General features: G+C 75.4%; 13 protein-coding genes. 10 read left to right on the top strand and 3 right to left on the bottom strand.

Going from position 1 to position 20,952, the window contains the following annotated elements; all coding sequences use genetic code 11:
• Window positions 1-79: 79 nt before the first annotated feature.
• Window positions 80-1,030, bottom strand: coding sequence for a LysR family transcriptional regulator (locus PUR71_RS11155; protein WP_329926601.1), 951 nt, complete (start codon window positions 1,028-1,030; stop codon window positions 80-82).
• An 80-nt stretch (window positions 1,031-1,110) separates the two neighbouring features.
• Between PUR71_RS11155 and PUR71_RS11150 the strand changes: the two genes are divergently transcribed.
• From PUR71_RS11150 to PUR71_RS11110, 9 genes are all read left to right on the top strand, one after another.
• Complete coding sequence (locus PUR71_RS11150) at window positions 1,111-1,749, top strand: maleylpyruvate isomerase family mycothiol-dependent enzyme (RefSeq protein ID WP_329926599.1); 639 nt, start codon at window positions 1,111-1,113, stop codon at window positions 1,747-1,749.
• 145 nt (window positions 1,750-1,894) lie between these two features.
• On the top strand, window positions 1,895-3,415 hold the full coding sequence (locus PUR71_RS11145; protein WP_329926597.1) for an AMP-binding protein: 1,521 nt from the start codon (window positions 1,895-1,897) through the stop codon (window positions 3,413-3,415).
• 364 nt (window positions 3,416-3,779) lie between these two features.
• Complete coding sequence (locus tag PUR71_RS11140; RefSeq protein ID WP_329926596.1) at window positions 3,780-5,168, top strand: MFS transporter; 1,389 nt, start codon at window positions 3,780-3,782, stop codon at window positions 5,166-5,168.
• A gap of 41 nt (window positions 5,169-5,209) precedes the next feature.
• Window positions 5,210-6,493 (top strand): non-ribosomal peptide synthetase, encoded by a 1,284-nt coding sequence (locus PUR71_RS11135; RefSeq protein WP_329926594.1) that lies wholly within the window; start codon window positions 5,210-5,212, stop codon window positions 6,491-6,493.
• A 199-nt stretch (window positions 6,494-6,692) separates the two neighbouring features.
• Entirely contained in the window at window positions 6,693-9,776 is a 3,084-nt protein-coding gene (locus tag PUR71_RS11130; protein WP_329926592.1) for a non-ribosomal peptide synthetase, read from the top strand.
• Between the two features lie 73 nt (window positions 9,777-9,849).
• On the top strand, window positions 9,850-11,022 hold the full coding sequence (locus PUR71_RS11125; protein ID WP_329926590.1) for an acyl-CoA dehydrogenase family protein: 1,173 nt from the start codon (window positions 9,850-9,852) through the stop codon (window positions 11,020-11,022).
• A gap of 5 nt (window positions 11,023-11,027) precedes the next feature.
• Entirely contained in the window at window positions 11,028-12,881 is a 1,854-nt protein-coding gene (locus PUR71_RS11120) for a non-ribosomal peptide synthetase (protein WP_329926588.1), read from the top strand.
• 70 nt (window positions 12,882-12,951) lie between these two features.
• Window positions 12,952-14,775, top strand: coding sequence for a non-ribosomal peptide synthetase (locus tag PUR71_RS11115; RefSeq protein ID WP_329926586.1), 1,824 nt, complete (start codon window positions 12,952-12,954; stop codon window positions 14,773-14,775).
• A complete protein-coding gene (locus PUR71_RS11110) occupies window positions 14,772-17,567 on the top strand; it encodes a condensation domain-containing protein (RefSeq protein ID WP_329926584.1) in 2,796 nt (931 codons plus the stop codon). The genes PUR71_RS11115 and PUR71_RS11110 overlap by 4 nt, the downstream gene beginning before the upstream one ends.
• 301 nt (window positions 17,568-17,868) lie before the next feature.
• On the opposite strand, the gene PUR71_RS11105 is transcribed toward PUR71_RS11110, so the two are convergent.
• Complete coding sequence (locus PUR71_RS11105; RefSeq protein ID WP_329926582.1) at window positions 17,869-19,635, bottom strand: oleate hydratase; 1,767 nt, start codon at window positions 19,633-19,635, stop codon at window positions 17,869-17,871.
• Between the two features lie 157 nt (window positions 19,636-19,792).
• On the opposite strand from PUR71_RS11105, the gene PUR71_RS11100 reads away from it, so the two are divergent.
• Entirely contained in the window at window positions 19,793-20,458 is a 666-nt protein-coding gene (locus tag PUR71_RS11100; protein ID WP_329926581.1) for a response regulator transcription factor, read from the top strand.
• 54 nt (window positions 20,459-20,512) lie between these two features.
• Here the strand turns inward: PUR71_RS11100 and PUR71_RS11095 are convergent, their stop codons facing one another.
• Window positions 20,513-20,902, bottom strand: a complete 390-nt coding sequence (locus PUR71_RS11095; RefSeq protein ID WP_329926579.1) for an antibiotic biosynthesis monooxygenase family protein — start codon at window positions 20,900-20,902, stop codon at window positions 20,513-20,515.
• Between the last annotated feature and the right edge of the window lie 50 nt (window positions 20,903-20,952).

Raw genomic sequence — 20,952 nt, 5'->3', positions numbered from 1 at the left:
CTTTCCGGCACCGCTCGGCCCGCGCACCACGGTCTCCGTGGTTCCCGTCATGCCAGTGCCGGACCGGCGGGGGACTCCTTCAGGAGGCTGCCCCCGGTCCCGGGTACGTCCGCGTGAGGTGGGCGAGGAAGGCCGCCGTCGGGGCGGGTAGCGGGCGGTCGGTGGGGTGGACGAGGGAGATCCGGGCGAGGGGGACCGGGGACGTCAGGGGGCGGACGCGCAGGCCGGGGGAGTGGACCGGGGTCGGGAGGACGGCCACGCCCATGCCGTGGGCGGCCAGTTCGACGAGGTGCGCCGGCGCGGCGGCCTCGACGGCGATGGCGGGGGTGGCGCCCGCCTCGGCGAAGGCGCGTTCCAGGGCGGTGCGCAGGCCGGTGCCCTGCGGGGTGCTGACGAGGGCGTGGCCGGCGAGGTCGGCGACCGGGAGCGGGCCGTCGGCGGCCAGCGGGTGGTCGTGGGGGAGGACCGCGGCGAGCGGGATCTCCAGGACCGGGTGCAGGGCGAGGCCGGCCAGGGTGTCCCAGCCGTCGTCGCCGGGGTGGCCGCTCGCGGGGGCGGGGAGTCCGGCGACGGCCAGGTCGAGGCGCCCGGCGCGGAGCTCGGCGAGCAGGTGGTGGGTGGTGTTCTCGGCGAGCGAGAGGTCGATGCCGGGGTGCTCCTTGCGGAACGCGGCGAGCGTCGTGGCGAGTCCGGGTAGCGAGGGCAGGGCGCCGGAGCCGGGGAGCGCGGCGCCGGAGACCGTCCCGAGCCGGACGTGCCCGCGCTGGAGGCCGCCGAACTCCTGCGCCGCCCGCCGCGCCGCCTCGGCCGCGGCGAGGGCGGCCCGGGCGTGCGGGAGGACGGCCTCGCCGGCGGGGGTCAGGCCCACGCGGCGCCCGGAGCGGTCGAGGAGCCGCTGACCGAGGTCCTTCTCCAACTGCCTGACCTGCGCGCTGACGCCGGGTTGGCTCACGTGCAGCAGCTCGGCGGCCCGGGTGAAGCTGCCTTCCCGGGCGACGGTGACGAAATAGGTGAGCTGCCGGAGTTCCATAACCGCTGATTATCCCGGGAAGAAGATCCAGGTCTTGGACGCGTGGACGCTCCCGCGCGCAGGCTGGGTGCATGCAAACCGTGTCACGAGCACCGGACCCCGCGTGGCTGCGCGAGCAGATCGCCGCCGAACGTATCGAACTCGCCGACGTGCTCGACTCCTTGACCGCAGGCCAGTGGAACTCGCCGTCGCTGTGCGCCGGTTGGACCGTCCGTGAGGTCGCGGCCCACTTGAGTACTGGCTTCCGTCACTCCACCGCCCGCACGCTGCTGGAAGTCGTCCGGGCGGGCGGGTCGATCCACCGCATGGCGGACCGGGTGGCCCGCCGGGACGCCGCCGCCCTGAGCGAGCGGCGGATCGCCGCGGCGCTGCGCGACAACGCCGGGCACCCGTGGCGCCCGCCGGTCGGCGGCCCGGTCGCGGGCCTGGCGCACGACGCCGTACACGGCCTCGACATCACCGTGGCACTCGGCCTCCCGGCCCGCCTCCCGCTCTGGCGCGCCACCGCCCTGCTCGACGCCCTCACCCGTCGTGGCCTGCGCTTCTTCGGCGCGCGCCTCGACGGCGCCCGCCTGCGGGCCGTCGACGCGGACTGGTGCTACGGCGACGGCGCGGACCTCGTCGAGGGCCGGGCCCAGGAGCTCCTGCTCCTCGCCTACGGCCGCCGTGTGCCCGCCGGACTCCTCGCCGGCCCCGGCGCGGCGCGGTTCACCCGGTGAGCCGCGTTCCCGGCGCCATCGGTGATGGCGTGTTAACTACCGGAAACCATGGGGGACATGGCGTTATGGTGCGACTGCACAGCGTCAAGGTAGCCGAGCAGACCCTGAGGAACGACCCGCAGAAGAACGTGAGGTAGAACCAGCCATGCCGCAGGACTTCGTCAGCGCCCCCGCACTGATCCTGAGCGCCCTCGCCGCCGACCCCGACCGCCGGGCGATCACCACCGCCGACGGCGCGGACGTCACGGCCGGGGACTTCGCCGCCGCCACCTACCGCCTCGCGCGCGAGCTCGCCGACCGGGGCGCGGCGCGCGGCGTCACCGTCACCCTGCTGACCGGCAACACCGCCGAGGCGATGAGCGCCCGCTACGCCGCGAGCCTCGCGGGCGCGCGCCTGGTCAACCTGTACGAGGGCATGAGCGCCCCGACGATGGCCGAGATCGTGACGAGCGTCGACACCGCGCTTCTGCTGGTGGACGCCGAACGCTTCGCGGTGGCCGAGGAGTTGCTGCCGCTGGTCGACGTCCCGACGGTCCTCTCGCTGGGGCCGGGCGGGCCCGGCGAGGACGTCGTCGCCGCCTGCGCCGCGCAGCCGGCCGAGCCACCGGCCGTCGACGTCGGCCCGGACGACGACTGGAGCATCCGCCACACCGGCGGCACCACCGGCATCCCCAAGGGCATCCGCAGTCTGCACGGCCCCTACCGGCGGATCTTCGACGCGTCGCCGTACGGGGCCGGCGAGCGGCCCCGCTTCCTCGCGGCCACCTCGATCGCCCACCTCGCCGGGGTGTTCATCGACCTCGCGCTCTACCACGAGGGCTCGGTCGTGCTGCAGCGCGCGTTCGACCCGGGCGAGGTGCTGGCGGCCGTCGAGCGCGAGCGCATCACGGACCTGTGGGTCCTGCCGCCGCTGCTCTACCGGCTGCTCGACCACCCGGCGATCGGCCGCACCGACCTGTCCAGCGTGGCCCGGGTCCTCTACGGCGGCTGCGCGGCCTCGCCGACGCGGATCCGGGAGGCGATCAAGGTGTTCGGCCCGGTGCTGGCGAGCGGCTACGGGCAGTCCGAGGCGCAGAACATCGCCGTCCTCGGCCCGCACGAGCACGACCGCGTCGGGCGCGGCGGCCAGATCTCGGTGGGCCGCCCGCTCCCGGGCGTCGAGGTGGTCATCCGCGCGGCCGACGGCACCGACCTGCCGGTGGGGGAGCAGGGCGGGATCCACGTGCGCTCGGCCTCCGTCATGGCCGGCTACTGGAAGCGGCCCGACCTCACCGCCGCGGTGCTGCGCGACGGCTGGCTCGACACCGGGGACGTCGGCTACTTCGACGAGGACGGCTACCTGTACCTCGCCGACCGGCTCAAGGACGTGATCATCGTCGTCGGCGGCCACGTCTACCCGTCCGACGTCGAGGACCTGTTGGTCACCCATCCGGCGATCGCCCGGTGCGCGGTGTACGGCGTGCGCGACCGCGACGAGGCCGAGCACGTCCACGTCGCCGTCGTGCCGGCGCCGGGGCAGCGGCCGGAGCTGGACGACGTGCGGGAGTTCGTGACGGCCCGCAAGGGGCGGATGTACGCGCCCGAGGCCCTGCACGTGGTGGACGAGATCCCGCTGACGGCCGTCGGCAAGCCCGACAAGAAGCGCCTGCGCGCCGCGGTCGCCTAGCGGACACAGGGTAGGCGGTCATCCGTGGTCGGCAACCGGACAGGTCCGTATCACGTCGACACCACGCGGAGGTGACCAAACGTCAATACCTCGCAGGATCCGGCCAATGTGCGCGCATGCGTCCGATGGCCGGAATGGGTGTGTCCGTATTGCGGACGGAGGTCTGGACGCCGCACGCCGGGGGTGACCGGCCGACCGGAGGGCCGGTTTCCCCTGGGTAGCGCGTTGTGGGCCGGTCCACGGGTCGGAGGTGCGTGGTGGGAGAGCCGGTCGGGGCAGTGGCGGGATCGGATCGGCCAACGCTTCGTCCGGAAACGGACCCGACGGTTGCCGCGTGTCGAAGAGGTGGCCGAGAGTCGTACTGATGAACGAGAAGAGCGATACGCCGTCCCCTCCCCGCCCTCGCCTCCTCGGTCACCGAGACTTCCGGCTCCTGCTCTCGGGCGCCGCCGCGGCCCAGACGGGCAGTCAGGTGACCCTGGTCGCCCTCCCGCTGGTCGCCGTGATGGTGCTGGACGCCGACCCCTTCCAGGTCGGGCTGCTCACCGCCGCCGAGACCGCCGCCTTCCTGCTGGTCGGCCTGCCCGCCGGGGCCTGGCTCGACCGGATGCGCAAGCTGCCCGTGCTGATCCGCGCCGACCTCGTGCGCTGCGTGGCCGTCGGGTCCATCCCGCCGGCCGCCGCGCTCGGCGGGCTGACGATGGCCCAGCTGTACGCCGTCGCCCTGGTCACCGGCGTGGCGACGGTGTTCTTCGACGTCGCCCACCAGTCCTTCCTGCCGACCGTCCTGCCGCGCGAGCACCTCGTCGGCGGCAACGGCGCGCTGGAGACGGTCCGTTCCTCGGCGCAGATCGCCGGACCCGGACTCGGCGGCGGGCTCGTCCAGCTCCTCGGCGCGCCGCTCGCGATCGTGGCCGACGCGTGCGGTTACCTGGCCTCCGCGCTGGTGCTCACCCGGATCCGCGCCGAGGAGCCCCAGCCGGAGCCCGCGGCCGGGAGGTCGCTGCGCGCCGAGGTGGCGGAGGGCGTGCGGTTCGTGCTCGGGCACCCGCTGCTGCGGGTCATCGCCGCCGCCACCGCCGTCTCCAACCTGTTCGCCGCCGTGCTGATGGCCGTCCAGACCGTGTTCTGGGTGCGCGTGCTCGACCTCCCGCCCGGTGCCATCGGCGTGCTGCTGTCGGCCTCCGCCGTCGGCGGCCTCGCCGGGGCGCTGTGCGCCGGGCCGCTGGCCCGCGGTGTCGGTCAGGCCCGGCTGATCTGGCTCGCCCCGGTCGTCACCGGCCCCTTCGCCGTGCTGTGGCCGCTGGCCGACGGCGGCCTCGGCGTCGTCCTCTTCGGCGTCGGCTCGGCCGTGGTGCTGTTCGGCGCGGTCGCCTACAACGTCGCCCAGGTGAGCTTCCGCCAGTCCGTCTGCCCGCCCGACCTGCTCGGCCGGATGAACGCCACCATGCGCTTCCTCGTCTGGGGCACGCTGCCGATCGGCGCGCTCGCCGGGGGCGCCGTCGCCGACGCGGCCGGGCCGCGCGCCGCGCTGTGGCTGTGCGCGGCGGGCTTCCTGCTCGTGCCCGTGCCGCTGCTGCTCTCGCCGCTGCTGCGGATGCGCGACCTGCCGACCGCCGCGGTGCCGGGCGAAGCCGCCGACGTGCCAGAGGTGCCCGACGCGCCAGCCGAGCCCGAGCCCGGCGCGGCCGCCGACGAGCGCGCCGAAGAGCGCGCGCTGAAGCCCGACGCGGCCGTGAGCCCAGCGCCCTGACCCCTGACCTCGACCGAGACCCGGAGACCGGAGACCGTCCCGTGCACGCCAGCAGCACCGCCACCGGTGCCCCCAGCATCACCGCCGCCTACCTCGCCCGCTACCGGGCCGTCGCCGCCGAGGCCCCGGAGACCCTCCTCCCGCTGACCGGCGCCCAGCGGCGCTTCCTGATCACCCGCCGGCTCACCCCCGGCGGCCGCCCGGAGATCGTCCCGGTCTTCTTCGCCTACCCGCGCGGCACCGTCGACCTGCCCCGGCTCCAGCGCGCCGCCACCACCGTGGCCGCCCGGCACCCCGCCCTGTGCGGCGCCTTCGGGAACGTGCGCGCCACGCCCGTGCTGCGCGTCGGCGGACCGTCGGCCGTGGCCGCCCGGGTGGCCGTCACCCCCGGCGGCTGCGCCCGCGAGGCGCTGCGCGAGGCCCTCCTCGACTGGCCGGCCGACGGGCCCGCGCTGCGCCTGCTGTTGGCCGAAGAGCCGGACGGTGACGAGGAGTTGCTGGCCGTCGCGCTCGACCACGCGGCCTGCGACGAGCAGTCGCTCGGCGCCGTCACCGCCGAGCTGGAGGCCGCCTACGCGGCGGACGCCCGGCCCGGCAGCGGCCCCGACGAGGCCGCCGTCGCCGACTACCGCGAGGCCGTCGAGCGCCAGCTCGCCGCCGAGGACGCCGCCTCCACCCCCGCCGCGCACGCCCACTGGGGCCGGCGGCTCGGCGGCCTCACCACCACGAAGGCCGGCCCGGCGCACTCCACCGGCATGCTCACCGAACGCGTGCCCGGCGCCGTCCGCGGCTCGGTCTTCCCCGTCCTGCTGGACGCCGCCGCCGTGGCCGCCCATCACCTGCACGCCACCGGCGGCCCGCTCGCCCTCGGCTACCCGTGGGGCGGCCGCCCGCCCGGCGCGCCCGCCGCGCTCGGCTGCTTCATCAACACCCTCGTCCACCCCGCGCTCCCGGGCCCCACCCCGGACCTGGAGGCGCTCGCCGACGGCTGGTGGGACGACCTCGACCACGCCGACACCCCTTTCGACGAGGTCGTGCGTGCCGCCCGCGCGGCCGGCGCGGGCTGGAACGGCGCCATGGACGGCCTCCTCACGGTCGAAGACCTCCGCCGCCGCCCGCCGCTCGCCCTCGCCGGCGTCCCGGGCCGCGAGACCCACCTCACCGGGCGCCCCCTGCCCGTGCCGCTCGCCGTCTCCGCCTCCCACGGCGACGACCTGCTGGTCCGCCTCGCCTGGGACCGCGAGCGCTTCCCGGACGCCACCGCCGAAGCGGCCTTCGAGGGCCTGCTCGGCGCGCTGCGCCACCACCTCCGGCCGGCCGCCTGACCCGGTCGCCGCCACACCGCCGACGCCGCGAGCCGGTGCGGCGCGAGTTCCGCAAGGAACCACGAACTCCCCCACGCAGCAGTGCCGTTCGCGCCACCACCCCGGCGCGCCCGGCCGAGGCCGGGACGGGCCCCCACACTTCGCCCGCCCCGCCACCCGCAGGACGAACACGCCCGCCACCACAAGGGAGTAGCCGCCCATGTTCGCACTCTCCTCCTCGCAGGAGATCGTCTGGCTGCACGAGCAGATGCTGCCCGGCAGTCGCGCTTACAACTTCACCGCCGTCCTCGACCTCTGGGGGAGCGTCGACCAGGACGCCCTGCGCGCCGGCCTCGCCGCCGTCGTCGCCCACCACCCAGGCCTTCGCCTGGAACTGGTCGCCCGCCCGGAGGGCCTCCCCGGCCAGCGGGTCGCCGAGGACTGTGAGCCCCGTCTGCGCACCAGCGACTTCTCGGCCGAGGCCGACCCCGAGGCCGCCTTCCGCACGCTGCTCGCCGCCGAGGCCGCCGAGCCGCTGGACACCACCCGGGCCCCGCTGCTGCGCTGGCACCTGGTCCGCGTCGCCGACGACCACCACCGGCTCATCCACGTCGAGCACCACCTGATCCACGACGGCCACTCCTTCGCGATCCTGCTGCGCGACCTGTTCACCGTCTACCGCGCCCACGTCCTGAACGAGCCCTACGAGCTGGCGCAGGCCCCCTCCTACGAGGAGCACGTCCGCGCCGCCGGCGGCCCGAGCGACGACGCCCTCGCCTTCTGGCTGCGCGAACTGGCCGACGCCCCGCGCGAGGTCACCCTCCCCGGCCTCGCCCGCCCCGGCGCCGTCCGCCGCCACCGCGGCGGCCAGCTGCGCCAGGCCGTCGGCGCCGACCTCGCCGAGCGGCTGCGCGAGCGCAGCAAGTCCGACGGGCACACCCCGTTCAGCACGCTGCTCACCCTGTTCACCGAGTTGCTGCGCCGCCACAGCGGCCACGACGAGATCGTCGTCGGCACCGCCGTCGGCAACCGCCCGGTCGGCTTCGAGGGCACCCTCGGCATGTTCGTCAACACCGTCCCGCTGCGCCTGCGGCTGGACGCGGAGACCTCGGGCACCGACGCCATCGACGAGGTGACGGACGTCCTGCTGCGCGCCCTGCCGTACCAGGACCTGCCCGTCCAGGAGCTGACCCGCAGCCTCGGCCTGCACACCACCGGCGCGGACAACCCGCTGTTCAACGTGATGTTCAGCGCCCACGACGCCTTCCTCCCGGACGTCCGCGTGCCCGGTCTGGAGGTCCTGCTCCACGAGGGCTTCAACACCGGCACCACCCGCTTCGACCTCGACGTCGTGCTGATGCCGGACGACCGCCGCACGGTCGGCGAGAAGCACGGCGCCGCCGGCATGACGCTGGTGTGGGACTACGACGCCGACCTGTTCGACGAGTCCGAGGCCGTGCTGCTGTCCGAGCGCCTCCTGGACCTCCTGCGCGCCTACCTCGACCGGCCGGAGGAGCCCCTGGCGGCCCTGGCCGCGCCCGCGCCGGAGACCACCGGGACCGCCGCCGAGCCCGCGACCCTCGACCCGGCCGCCGCCCACGACCCCACCTCCCCCGCCCTCATCGCCGGCACCGAGCGGATCACCTACGGCGAGCTCGATCGCCGCGTCACCGAACTCGCCGAGCGCCTGCGCGCCGCCGGGGTCGAGCCCGGCCAGCCGGTCGCCGCCGTCCTGCCGCGCGGCGTCGACAGCGTCGTCGCCCTCCTCGCCTGCCTGCGCCACGGCGCCGTCTACGCGCCGCTGTCCTCGGAGGACCCGGCCGCCCGCCTCGGCCTGCTGCTGGAGCGACTCGCCCCGGCACTGGTCCTGGCCACCCGCCAGAGCGCGCTCGCCCTGCCCGCCGAGGGCGTCACCCCCGCCCTCCTGGACGGACCGGGCTTCCCCAAGGCCGAGCCCGCCGCCGTGCTCGACGGCATCGCGTACGTCATCCACACCTCCGGCTCCACCGGCGTGCCCAAGCCCGTCCTGGTCGGCCGCGCCGCGCTCGCCGGCTACGTCGGCGCGATCGCCGCCCGCTACGAACTGACCTCCGCCGACCGGGTGCTCCTCTTCGCCCGCCCGTCCTTCGACGTGGCCCTGGAGGAGGTGCTGCCCGCGCTCGCCGCCGGCGCCGCCCTCGTCGTGCCGCAGCGCGAGGTGCCCACCGGCCCCGAACTGGTGGCCGTCCTCGCCGCCCGCGGCGTCACCGTCGCCAACCTGCCCACCAGCTACCTCCTCGCCGTCCGCGAGGACCTCCACGAGGCGCTGCGCGACGGCCGCTGGACGCCCCGCCTGCTCGTCCTCGGCGGCGAGCGGCTGCCCGCCCGCGCCCTCGCCGGCCTCACCGAGGCCACCACGGTCCTCAACGCCTACGGCGTCACCGAGGCCACCGTCACCTCCACCGTCCACCAGGTCGGCTCCGCCGACCTCGACGGCGACGGCGAGGTGCCGCTCGGCACCGAACTGCCCGGCGTGCGGATGCACGTCCTGGACGCCGCGCTGCGCCCGCTGGCGCCCGGCTGCGTCGGCGAGCTCGCCGTCGGCGGGGCGATGCTGGCCGAGGGCTACCTCAACCTGCCCGAGCCCACCGCCGAGCGCTTCCGCGACCTGCCCGGCCTCGGCCGGGTCTACCGCACCGGAGACCGCGGCTACCGCGACCTGACCGGCCGGCTGCGCTTCCTCGGCCGCACCGACAACCAGGTCAAGCTGCGCGGCTACCGCATCGAGCTGGAGGAGATCGAGGCCGCCGCCTCCGCCGAACTCGGCGGCCGCTCCTGCGCGGTGGTCCTGCACACCGACCCCGAGGCCGGCCCGCGCCTGGTCGGCTTCCTGGAGGGCGCCGAGCGCCCCGACCAGAGCGCCCTGCACGCGGCCCTCGCGCAGCGCCTGCCCGGCGGCCTCGTCCCGGCCACCTGGACCGCCCTGCCCGCGATGCCGACCCTGCCCGGCGGCAAGCCCGACCGCGCCGCCCTCACCCGGCTCGCCGCCGAGGCCGCCGCCCCCGAGGAGGCCCCCGCCGCCACCGGCGCCGCCTTCGACGGCCCCGGCCAGGAACTCGTCGCCGCCGCCTGGCGCGAGGTGCTCGGTCACGACCGGTTCACCGCCGAGTCGCACTTCTTCGAGGTCGGCGGCCACTCGCTGCTCGCCGCCCAGGTCGCCGCCTGGCTGGAGCCGCACCTCGGCACCCGGCCCCCACTGCGCACCCTGTTCCGCCACCCCGTCCTGGCCGACCAGGCCCGCGCGCTGACCGGAGACGCCAAGTGAACGAGCGAAGCGAACGGACCATTGGCAGCCCCCCGTTGGGGAACGCCCCTGCCGAGCGCAGCGAGGTGGGAGCATGACGTCGACCCCCTCGTCCGTCCTGGAGGACGGCCACAAGGAGCTCGTCGACGCGTTCGAGAGCTTCATCCGCCGCGAACTCGTGCCGCTCGCCGCCGAGTTGCCCGAGACCGCCGACCAGCCCCCGGCCGACCTGCGCGCCTACGTGCGCAAGCGCTCCGCCGCGCTCGGCTTCTACGCGGGCGACTACCCCGAGGAACTCGGCGGCTCCGGCATGCCGTTCACCGCCGTCGTCCTGCTCCACCACGCCGCCGGCCGCAGCGGCTGCTCCCTCGCGCCGTACGCCCTCGCCGGCTCCGACGGCCCGAGCCCGCTGCTGCGCAACGGCACGCCCGAGCAGATCGAGCGTCACCTCGTGCCGCTGGTACGCGGCGAGCAGACCCGCTGCCTCGCCCTCACCGAGCCGCACGCCGGCTCCGACGCGTTCCGGCTCACCACCACCGCCGTCCGCACCGGCGACACCTGGGTGCTCAACGGCCGCAAGACGTTCGTGAGCAACGCCGACCGGGCCGGCATCGTCCTCGTCGTCGCCGCCACCGACCTCGGCGACGGCAGCACCGTGGGCGCCACCGCCTTCGTGCTGCCGATGGACCAGCCCGGCCTGCGGATCGGCCAGCGCTACGAGGGCATGTCCGGCGAGCCGCTGTTCGAGCTCCTGCTGGACGGCGTCACCGTCGGCCCCGAGGCCGTCATCGGCGGCGAGGAGGGCATCGGCGCGGCCACCGCGCTCGCCATCGACAGCCTCTCGCGCGGTCGGCTCGTCGTCGCCGCCATGTGCAACGGCGTCGCCGAGTACGCGCTGCGCGCCGGCGTCGAGTACGCCCGCGAGCGGGAGGCCTTCGGCCGGCCGATCGGCGACTACCAGCACGTCCAGGAGCACCTCGTCACCACCCGCGCCGAGGTGGAGGCCTCCAAGCTGCTCACCCTCGCGTGCGCCCGGCTCGTCGACGACGGCACCGAGGCGCCCGAGAACGCGGCCCTCGCCAAGCTCACCGCCTCCGAGACCGCGGTTCGCGCCGTCGACCGCTCGCTCCAGGTGCACGGCGCCACCGGCTGGGTGCGCGGCCACCCGCTGGAGTTCCTCTACCGCTACGTGCGGATGATGACGATCATCGAGGGCACCTCCGAGGTGCAGAAGGTCATCATCGCCCGCTCCATGGGCCTGAACTGACGGCCGTGACCTCTCATCAGGAGACGATGATGGAACACCTCAGCATCGAGTACGGCCGTCCGCACCAGGACGGCGCGGTCCTCGACCTGTTCACCACCTGGGCGCACCGCACGCCGGACGCGCCCGCCCTGATCGACGGCGAGCACGCCTGGAGCTACGCCGAGCTCGACCGCCTCGCCGACACCGTGGCCGACGCGCTGCGCGAGCGGGTGCGCCCGGGCGACCTCGTCGGCGTCTGCCTCGACCACTCGGCCGCGCTGGTGGCCGTCACCCTCGCGACCGCCAAGCTCGGGGCCGTCCACCTGCCGCTCGGCCCACGCCCCGGCGAGCGCCGCCTCCAGGCCGTCGCCGAACAGCTGCGGCCCGCCTGCCTGATCGGCGACCCGGCCCTCCTGCCGACCGGCCACCAGGCGGGGGAGCAGCTCAAGCTCGCCCTGCCGACGGAGGGCGCCAACGCGGCCGCCACCGTCATCGCCGCCTTCGCCGACGGCTCCGGGGGCGGCGCGGTGGAGATCCCCAAGGGCACCCACTACGCCGTCCTCACCTCCGGCTCCACCGGCACCCCCAAGGCCGTCGCGGTCGGCGGACCCGCCCTCGGCGCGCTCCTGCACTGGTACCGGGACCTCACCGGCCTCGGCCCCGGCGAGCGGCACAGCCTGCTCATCGGCGTGGCCTTCGACCCGCACCTCCTGGAACTGTGGGTCACCCTCACCTCCGGCGCCGCCCTCAGCGTCGCCCCCGACGCCGTCCGGTGGGACGCCGGCGCGCTCACCGACTGGTGGCGCGAGGCCGGGATCACCGTCGCCGTGCTGCCCACCCCGCTCGCCGAGCCCGTCCTCGACCGGCCCTGGCCCGCCGGGCTCGCCCTGCGGCACCTCACCATCGGCGGCGACCGGCTGCGCCGCGCCCCCGGACCGGACGTCACCGCCACCGTCCACAACGCCTACGGCCCGGCCGAGGCGACCGTCACCACCACCGTCCACACCATGGCCCCCGGCGGGGACCACGGCACGGACGCGCCGCCGATCGGCCGACCGATCCCCGGCGCCGTCGTGCTCGTCACCGACGGGGACGGGCGGCCGGTGCCGCGCGGTGAGGCCGGGGAGCTGCGCATCGGTGGCCGCGGCCTGGCCGCCGGCTACCTCGATCCCGAGCTCACCGCCCGCCGCTTCGTCGGCGCGCCCGAGGCCGTCGAGGGCAGCGACCGGGTCTACCGCACCGGCGACCGCGTCGTGATGCGCGCCGACGGCGTGCTGGAGTTCCTCGGCCGCCTCGACGACCAGGTCAAGGTCAGCGGCGTGCGGATCGAGCCCGCCGAGGTCGAGGCCGCGTTCGAACGCGACGAGCGGGTGCGCCGCGCCGTCGTCGCCGCCGCACCGGCCGCGGCCGGCGGCTACCGGCTGCTCGCCTTCGTCCAGGCCGCCGCCGAACTCCCGGACGCCGCCGCCCTGATCGAGGCCGTCCGCCCGTGGCTGCCCGAACAGGCCGTACCCTCGGTCGTCCGACTCGTCGACGCCTTCCCACTCGACGCCAACGGCAAGGTCGACCGCGCCGCGCTGCTCGCCGCCGAGACCGCCGAGACCGCCGAGACCGTGAGAAGCGCCGAGGAAGGCGCCACCGACACCGAACGCACCGTCCTGCGGCTCTCCCGCGACCTCCTCGGCCGCGCCGACCTCGGACCGCACGACAACTTCCTGGACGCCGGCGGCAACTCCCTCGCCGCGGCCCGCCTGCTGGCCGCGCTGGAGGACGAGTACGGCGTGCGGCTGCGCGCCGCCGTACTGCTGCGCCAGCCCGACCTGCGCGCCGTCGCCCGGCTCGTGGACGAACGGCGCACCGCAGCCGGCGTCACGGCCTGACCGCGCCCCCGAAGCCTTGACCCAGGGCGCCCCGGCCAGCCGCCGGGGCGCCCGGAAGGGAACCCCCGCCATGCCCGCTGCGGACACCGTCCCGGCCCTCGTCGCCCGGCACGCCGCAGAGCGCCCGCACGCGCTCGCCGTGACCGACGGCACCACCGTCCTGACCTACCGCGAACTCGCCGACGCCGCCCGGAGGCTGGCCACCGTGCTGGCCGCCCGCGGGATCGGCCCCGGCCGCGCCGTCGGCCTGCTCTGCGCCCGCTCCACCCGCCTCGTCGTCGCCCAGCTCGCCGTCTGGCAGGCCGGCGGCCACGTCGTCCCGCTCGACCCCGCCTACCCGCGCCCACGCATCGCCGACATGATCGCGGACGCCGGCGTCGGCCTCACCCTCGGTGACAAGGCCCTCCTTGCCGAGGCCGGCCTGCCCGAGGAGCACACCCTCGTCCTCGGCGAGCGCGGCACCGACGAGGAGCCCGCCGTGCGGCCCCTGCCCACCACGGGCCCGGCCACGACCGCCCTCGTGCTCTTCACCTCCGGCTCCACCGGCCGTCCCAAGGGCGTCCGCGTCCCGCACGGCGGCATCGCCGACCTCGTCACCGCCCCGGACGGGATCCGGGTCGGGCCCCGCGACCGCGTGCTGTTCCACTCGGCCGTCACCTTCGACGCCTCCACCTTCGAGCTGTGGGCGCCGCTCGCGAACGGCGCCGCCGTGGCCGTCTCGCCCGCCGACCGGCCCACCGCCGAGGAACTCGCCGCCGACGTCGAGCGGTTCGGCGTCACCGTGCTCGTCCTCACCACCGCGCTCTTCCACCACCTCGCCGCCCGCCAGTCCCGGATCTTCGGCGTCGTGCGCACCCTCGTCGTCGGCGGCGAGGCGCTCTCGCCCGACCACTGCGCGGCCGTGCTGCGCGCCTTCCCGTGGCTGGAGCTCGTCAACGGCTACGGACCCACCGAGGGCACCACCTTCACCACCGTGCACCGGGTCGACCCGGCCGACTGCGCCGGTCCGGTGCCCATCGGCCGCGCCATCGGCGGCGCCCGCGTGCTCGTCCTCGACGAGGACCTCGCCCCCGCCCCGGCCGGCACCGTCGGTGAGCTGTGGATCGCCGGCGCCCGCGTCGCCGACGGCTACCTCGACCGGCCCGAGCTCACCGCCGAGCGCTTCCGCGAGCTGCCCGGCGTCGGGCGCGCCTACCGCAGCGGCGACCTCGCGGCGCAGCGGCCGGACGGCGTCCTGGAGTTCCACGGGCGCGTCGACCACCAGGTCAAGGTGCGCGGCTTCCGGATCGAGCCGGAGGAGGTCGAGCACGCGCTGCTGCAGTTCCCCGAGGTCGCGGAGGTGGCCGTGGTCGTGCGGAGGGCCGGCCTGCCGGACGCTGCGCTGACGGCGTGCGTCGTGCCCGCCGAGGGCACCCGCCCGCAGGCCGAGACCCTGCGCGTCCGCCTCGGCGAACGGCTGCCGTCCCACCTGGTGCCCACCGCGTGGGCCGTCCTGGACGCCCTCCCGCTCACCGGCACCGGCAAGGTCGACCGCCGGGCGCTCGCCGAGGACACCGCTCCGGCCGCGCCGGCGCCCACCACGGGGGAGGCCGTCGAGCTGACGCCGATCCAGCAGGTCGTCGCCGAGGCCTGGGAGCGCGCCCTCGGCCGCCGGGTGACCTCGCCGACCGCCGACTTCCTCGCCGAGGGCGGTCACTCGCTGCTCGCCATGTGGGTCGTCGACGACCTCAGCGGGGACATCGGCGTCGAGCTCTCGCTCGCCGCCTTCCTGGCCGACCCCACCGTCGCCGGCCAGGCCGAACTCCTCGAACGGGCCCTGCGCGATGCGGAAGCCGTAGCCGCGGCCGAAGCGGTCGCCGACGCCGATGCCGAAGTGCAGGGAGCCGACCGATGAACGCCGTCGACCAGGCCGACCTGCTGCGGCGCGCCCGCCGCCGCACCCGTCCCGCCGCCGAGCCCGTCCCGGCCGTGGAGTCCTCCGGCCCCGCGCCGCTCTCGCACGCCCAGCAGCGGATGTGGCTGATGGACCACCTCGGCCAGGGCGGCGCCCTCTACAACGTCCCCCTCGCCACCCGCCTGCGCGGCCCACTCGACCCCGCCGCGCTCGCCACGGCCCTCACCGCGCTCACCGAACGGCACGCCGTCCTGCGCACGCGCTACGGCAGCCGCGACGACGTGCCCTACCAGGAAGCCGTCCCGGCCGACCCGGTGCCGCTCCCGGTCGTCGACGCCACCGAGGCGGACGCCCCCGGGCTGCTCGCCGCCGAGGCCGCAAAGCCGTTCGACCTCGCCACCGGGCCGGTCCTGCGCGCCCTGCTGCTCCGGCACGCGTCCGAGGACCACACCTTCCTCCTCACCATCCACCACATCGCCGTCGACGGCGGCTCCCTGCCGATCGTCGGGGCCGAACTCGCCGCCCTCTACGAGGCCGCGCGCGACCGGCGGCCCGCCCGACTCCCGCCACCCGGAACGGCCTACACCGACCACGCCCGGCGTGAACGCGCCCGTGACGCGGAACTCACCGCCGCCGCGGACACCCGCGCCGCGCACCTGGCCGGCGCCCGCCCCCTGCCGCTCCTGCGGCCCGTCCCGCCCGGCGCCCGCGAGCGCCGCGCCGCCCTGCACGGCGCGCCGCTCGCCCCCGGCACCGTCGACGCGCTGCGCCGCCTCGGCGCCCGGCACGGCGCCACCCTGTTCGGCGTCGTCCTGGCGGCGGCCTTCGCCACGCTGCGCAACGCCTCCGGCGAGAGCGACCTCGTCCTCGGCTGCGCCAGCGGCCACCGCGCGGACCTGCGCCACACCGTCGGCCTGAGCGTCAACACCCTGGCGCTGCGGGCGGAGATCGCGGGCGACGCGGCGTTCGGCGAGGTCATCGGGCAGGTGCGGGCAGCACTGCTCGACGCACAGGCGCACCACGAGGTGCCGTTCGACCTGGTCCTCGAACGCCTCGGTGCCTCGGCGCGCGGCGCGGACGGCATCCCGCTGCTCTCCGTCAGCTGCGACGTCGTCCATCCCGTCGAGCCGCTCGCGCTGCCCGGCCTCGCCGCCGAGAGCGTCGAACTCGACCTCGGGCTGGCCAAGTTCGGCCTCGCCCTGCTCGTCGAGGACGGCCCGCAGCCGCGCTGCCTGGTCCAGCACGACCGCGACGCGCTCGACGAGGAGACGGCCGGGCGCCTGCTGACCGCGTTCGCCGACCTGCTCGCCGCCGTCGCCGCGGACGGGGAGCGCCGCGTCGACGAGCTTCCCGGCACGCGCCTCACAGCGGCCGAACACCCGGCGCTCGCCGCGCTGTTGTCCGATCCGCGGGTCGTCGAGGCGACGCTCGCCCGGTCGGCGGACGGGCCGCTGCTCGGTTACGCCGTCGTGCGCGGGCCGGTCGCGCCCAGCGGCGCCGAGCTCAAGTCGCTGCTGCGCCGGGTCGTACCAGTGGACGAACTGCCCTCCGCGATCGTCCTGTTGGATCGGTTGCCCCGCCTGCCGGACGGGGCCGCGGACCACGCGAGCCTGCCCGGTGCGGCCCGTCCGGCGGCCGCTGCCGCCGACGAGCCCGGTCCGCTGGCCGCCGTCCGGGAGGCCTTCGGTGAACTGCTCGGCACCGTCCCGCCCGCCGACGGCGACTTCTTCGCCCTCGGTGGCCACTCGCTCGTCGCCGTCCAGCTCGCCGAGCGCCTGCGCACCCGCACGGGCCTGCCGCTCACCGGCCTCGACATCCTGGAGCAGCGCACCCCGCGCGCCCTCGCCGGGCTCCTCGCCACCCGTGGCGACGAGCGCCGCGCCGCCCTCGCCCGCACCGGTGCGCCCGTCACGCGGGCCCGCGCCGGCACGGTCCTGGTCACCGGCGCCACCGGCGGGGTCGGCGCGGCCGTGCTCCAGGAACTGATGGCCCAGGGCCGCCCGGTGCGGGCGCTGGTCCGGCCCGAGTCGGCCCACCTCCCGGCCCTCAACGGCGTCGAGGTGGCCGAGGGCGATCTCGCCGACCTCGACAGCCTCCGCCGGGCCGTCGAGGGCACCGACGCCGTCATCCACGCCGCGTGCACCTTCACCGACCACGCGACCGACGTCGCCGCGATGCGCGCCCTCGTCGACGGCTGGCGCGGCGGACCCTTCGTCTTCGTCAGCAGCATCGACGCCTACGGCCGGCCCGCCGGCACCGACGTTCCCGAGGGCGCCGAGCCCGGCCCCGGCCTCACCCCGTACGGGCAGGCCAAGCTCGACTGCGAACGGATCCTCCTCGAATCCGGGCGGGGTCCGGCGAGCATCGTGCGCTCCCCGATCGTCTGGGGCCCGCACCAGCGGCTGCGCGACCAGCTCCGCTGGGGCTCCACCGGCGCGCTCTACCAGTCCGCCCTGGCGGGCGAACCCATCACCCTGCCCGCCGGGCCGCAGTGGGCCGGCGCCTGCTGGGTGCACTCGGCCGCCCTCGCCCGGGCGCTGAGCGCGTGCGCGGTCGACCAGCCGCCTGCGGCCGGTCGGATCCTCAACGCCGTGACGGGGCACGTCTCCTGGACGGAGTTCACGACCGAGCTCGTCAGCCTGCTGGGGTCCGCGAGCACCGTCACGCCGGGGCCCGACGCCGACCAGGAGCTCCAACGCCCCTGGCGCTACGGCGCCGAGACCCTCGCCGGCGTCCTGCGCCCCGAACCGGGCGAGGACTGGCGCACCGTCCTGGCCGCCATGGTCGGCTGACGTCCGGCCGCGCTTGAGCACGAGGCCCTCGGGAGCACCGTCCCCGGGGGCCTCGACCTTTCCCGCTACTGCTCGACGTACTTCTTCAACACCTGCTGGTAGTCGGCGAATTCGGGCGAGGTGTGGAGGGTCCGGCTCGTCCAGGCACGCGAGCACCTGCACGCGGTGCGGGTCGAGCTTGTTCGCGCTCCGGTAGTCCGGCGTCTCCGGCGGCGGGTAGAAGGGGCGGGACGAGCCGGCAGTGACCCGTCCGAACGCGCGCGTGCCCGCCCGGACACCTCCGGGCGGGCACGGCGGCTGCTCAGCCCTCCTGCAACAGGCCTGACTCCGCGAGCAGTTGCCCGATCTCGGTGGCATCGATGCGCTTCAGCAGCCGGCGCCGCAGCGCCTCCGGACCCGGCAGGTGCAGAGCTTCGCCGTCCCGCAGCCGGCTCATGGCGGCGAGCAGCGCGCGGACGTCGTACGTCGAGCCGAACACCTCCGGCACGGCCCGCTCGACGCCCAGGAGCCGGTAGGCCGCCTCCATGCCGGTGCGCACCGAGTACTCGGTGGTGAAGATGCAGTCGCGCGTGGTCTCCGCGAACTGCCCGATGAACGCGAAGTTGACCGACCCCTCGGGCACGACGTCCGGGCGGTCGCCGGCCTTGCGCGGCATGAAGAAGGACGTGACGTAGGGCATCATCACGGGCACGCACCTGGCGGCGTTCGCGGCGAGTTCGGGGATCTCGTGCTCCGGGACGCCGAGGTGGTAGAGCCACTCCTGCGTGATCTCCTCGCCCGTGCACTCCTGCATCGGCTTCGCGACGAAGTCACCGGGCCGGTCGACGAACAGCGAGTACACCCACACCACGATCTGGTCCTTCGGCTGCTGCTTGAAGTGCGGCTGGCGGTTGACCGTCCAGCTCAGCAGCCAGTTGGAATCCTTCACGGTGACGATGCCGCCGGTGACGACCCGGCCGCTGAACGGGTCGCGGCCGCAGATCTTGCGGATGTACTCCGGGATGCGCTCGTCGAGCGTCGTGACCGTCGCCGACTCCCACTTGGTCTGCGGGATGTGCCCGCCGAAGACGTCCGGGTGACCGAACGCCGGGTCCTTGGCGGCGATCCGGCGCCACAGGTCCCAGGCCGGCGCGGGGCCGGTGTTCAGCTTCGCGGCGGTGTGGTGGTCGCCCTCGTCGGAGTTCTCGACCAGTGAGCCGATCGTCATGAAGAGGAGGTCGTCCGGCCCGAGGTCGACGCCGCCCGGGGCGCCTCCGGACGTCCAGTGGACGCGGGTGGCCTGCTTGCGGCCGCCGTCGAGCGTGAAGTCGACGTCGGTGACCTCGGTGTCGAAGCGGAACGCCACGCCCTGGTCGAGCAGCCACCGGTAGAGGGGCAGCACCAGCGACTCGTACTGGTTGTACTTGGTGAACTTGAGGGCGGAGAAGTCGGGCAGGCCACCGATGTGGTGGATGAAGCGGTGGAGGTACAGCTTCATCTCCAGCGCGCTGTGCCACTCCTCGAACGCGAACATCGTGCGCCAGTACAGCCAGAAGTTGCTCGCGAGGAACTCGGCGGAGAACACCTCGTCGATGCGCTTGTCCGCCATGTCCTCGCGCGTGGCGAGGAACACCCGGACGAGGTCCTTCTGCGCGCGGTCGGTGAGCGTGAACAGGCCGTCGGTGCGGGCGTCCTGCCCGCGGTCGACGGTGGCACGCCGGAGCGAGACGTTCGGATCGTCCTTGTCGAGCCAGTAGAACTCGTCGAGCACGCTCGCGTCCTCGACCTCGATCGAGGGGATCGAGCGGTAGAGGTCCCACAGGCACTCGAAGTGGTTCTCCATCTCGCGCCCACCGCGGATCACGAAACCCTTCTTCGGCTCCTTGATCCCGTCCAGCGCCCCGCCCGGCAGCCGCAGGCGTTCCAGCACGGTGATGCGGTGGCCCGGCATCCGGCCGTCGCGGATCAGGAACGCCGCGCCCGCCATCGACGCGAGCCCCGCTCCGACGAACCACGCCGTCTTGTCGTCGACCCCCGCGGGCTTGCGCGGTCGGGCGAAGGCCTCGTAGTTGCCGCTCGCGTAGTACATCTGCCGGCCACCTCGCTCGTCGCTCCGGGCGGGCACCGGCCACCGGTGCCCGTGGTCCATCCGAACACCCCCGCCGGGTGCCTGCCCAGGGGCCGATGGTCACTTGCGCCGAACGGGGGACGCGAACCCGACCGTGCGCGGGCCGGATAATGGCGGGGTGATCAACAAGCACCTTCGCGTGGTCCTGGCCGAGGACTCCGTCGTCCTGCGCGACGGCATGGTCGAACTGCTCGTCGCCCGGGGCTGCGACGTCGTCGCCACCACCGGGACGGCACCCGGGCTGCTCGCCGCCGTCGCCGAGCACCGGCCGGACGTGGCCGTCGTCGACGTCCGGATGCCGCCCACCCACACGGACGAGGGCATCCGGGCCGCCGTCGAGATCCGCGCGACCACGCCCGGGGTCGGCATCCTGGTCTTCTCCCAGCACGTCGAGGCCGCCTGGGCCACCCGACTGCTCGCGGACGGTTCGGCCGGCGTCGGCTACCTCCTGAAGGAACGCGTGGCCCGCACCTCGGAGTTCGTGGACGCGCTGCACCGGGTCGCCGAGGGGGGCACGGCGCTCGACCCGGAGGTCGTCACCCAACTCCTGCACGGCGGCCGGCGCAGCCGGGTGGACACCCTGACGCCGCGTGAGCGCGAGGTGCTGGAGCTCATGGCGCAGGGCCACTCGAACCGGTCCGTCGCCGGGCTGCTGACGGTGTCGGAGCGCGCGGTGGAGAAGCACGTCGCCGCGGTGTTCACCAAGTTCGGCCTGCACGCGACGGACGCCGACAACCGGCGGGTGAAGGCGGTGCTCACGTACCTGGCAGAGAGCCGGAGCTGACCGCCTTGCCGGCGGCTCCGGCCCGGGCGTCCCACCGACTTCCGCCGTGGGCCCCTACGGGGTCGTCGAGCGGGTGAACGCGTGCGCGCGTTCCACCTTGGCCACGTGCAGCGAGTACGAGGCGTACCAGTGATCGCGCCCGTGCGCCCGGGCCAGGGCGTGCTCCGCGTGGTTGCGCCACGCGGCGATCGAGGCCTCGTCCTTCCAGTACGACACCGTGATCACCAGGCCGTCGGCACGGCGGGCGGAGTCGACGCCGAGGAACCCGGGATGGTCGGCAGCCAGCTTCATCAGCCGCTCGTCCGTCTCGCGGTATCCGGTTCCGTCGCCGTCGCCGTCGCCGTCGGCATCGGTGCCGGCGTCCGGCCCGGTGAGCGGGACGGCGGTGAACACCACGGCGTAGTAGGGCGGGTCGGGCAGCGACACGGGCGCAGGATCGGTCACGAGCGTCCTCCAGCTGACGGCTCCGGCAGTGTCGCCTCACACGGTCCCCT

Source organism: Streptomyces sp. SP17BM10, from assembly GCF_036322405.1.
GTDB lineage: Bacteria > Actinomycetota > Actinomycetes > Streptomycetales > Streptomycetaceae > Kitasatospora.
The sequence above is the reverse complement of the archived record's forward strand: the minus strand, read 5'-3'. Positions and strand labels throughout refer to the sequence as shown.

What these genes read in the sequence shown, in the direction of transcription:
- PUR71_RS11110 (WP_329926584.1), top strand. Translation starts at nt 14,772, where the DNA reads ATGAACGCCGTCGACCAGGCCGACCTGCTGCGGCGCGCCCGCCGCCGC.
- PUR71_RS11140 (WP_329926596.1), top strand. Translation starts at nt 3,780, where the DNA reads ATGAACGAGAAGAGCGATACGCCGTCCCCTCCCCGCCCTCGCCTCCTC.
- PUR71_RS11125 (WP_329926590.1), top strand. Translation starts at nt 9,850, where the DNA reads ATGACGTCGACCCCCTCGTCCGTCCTGGAGGACGGCCACAAGGAGCTC.
- PUR71_RS11130 (WP_329926592.1), top strand. Translation starts at nt 6,693, where the DNA reads ATGTTCGCACTCTCCTCCTCGCAGGAGATCGTCTGGCTGCACGAGCAG.
- PUR71_RS11105 (WP_329926582.1), bottom strand. Translation starts at nt 19,635, where the DNA reads ATGTACTACGCGAGCGGCAACTACGAGGCCTTCGCCCGACCGCGCAAG.
- PUR71_RS11155 (WP_329926601.1), bottom strand. Translation starts at nt 1,030, where the DNA reads ATGGAACTCCGGCAGCTCACCTATTTCGTCACCGTCGCCCGGGAAGGC.
- PUR71_RS11145 (WP_329926597.1), top strand. Translation starts at nt 1,895, where the DNA reads ATGCCGCAGGACTTCGTCAGCGCCCCCGCACTGATCCTGAGCGCCCTC.
- PUR71_RS11115 (WP_329926586.1), top strand. Translation starts at nt 12,952, where the DNA reads ATGCCCGCTGCGGACACCGTCCCGGCCCTCGTCGCCCGGCACGCCGCA.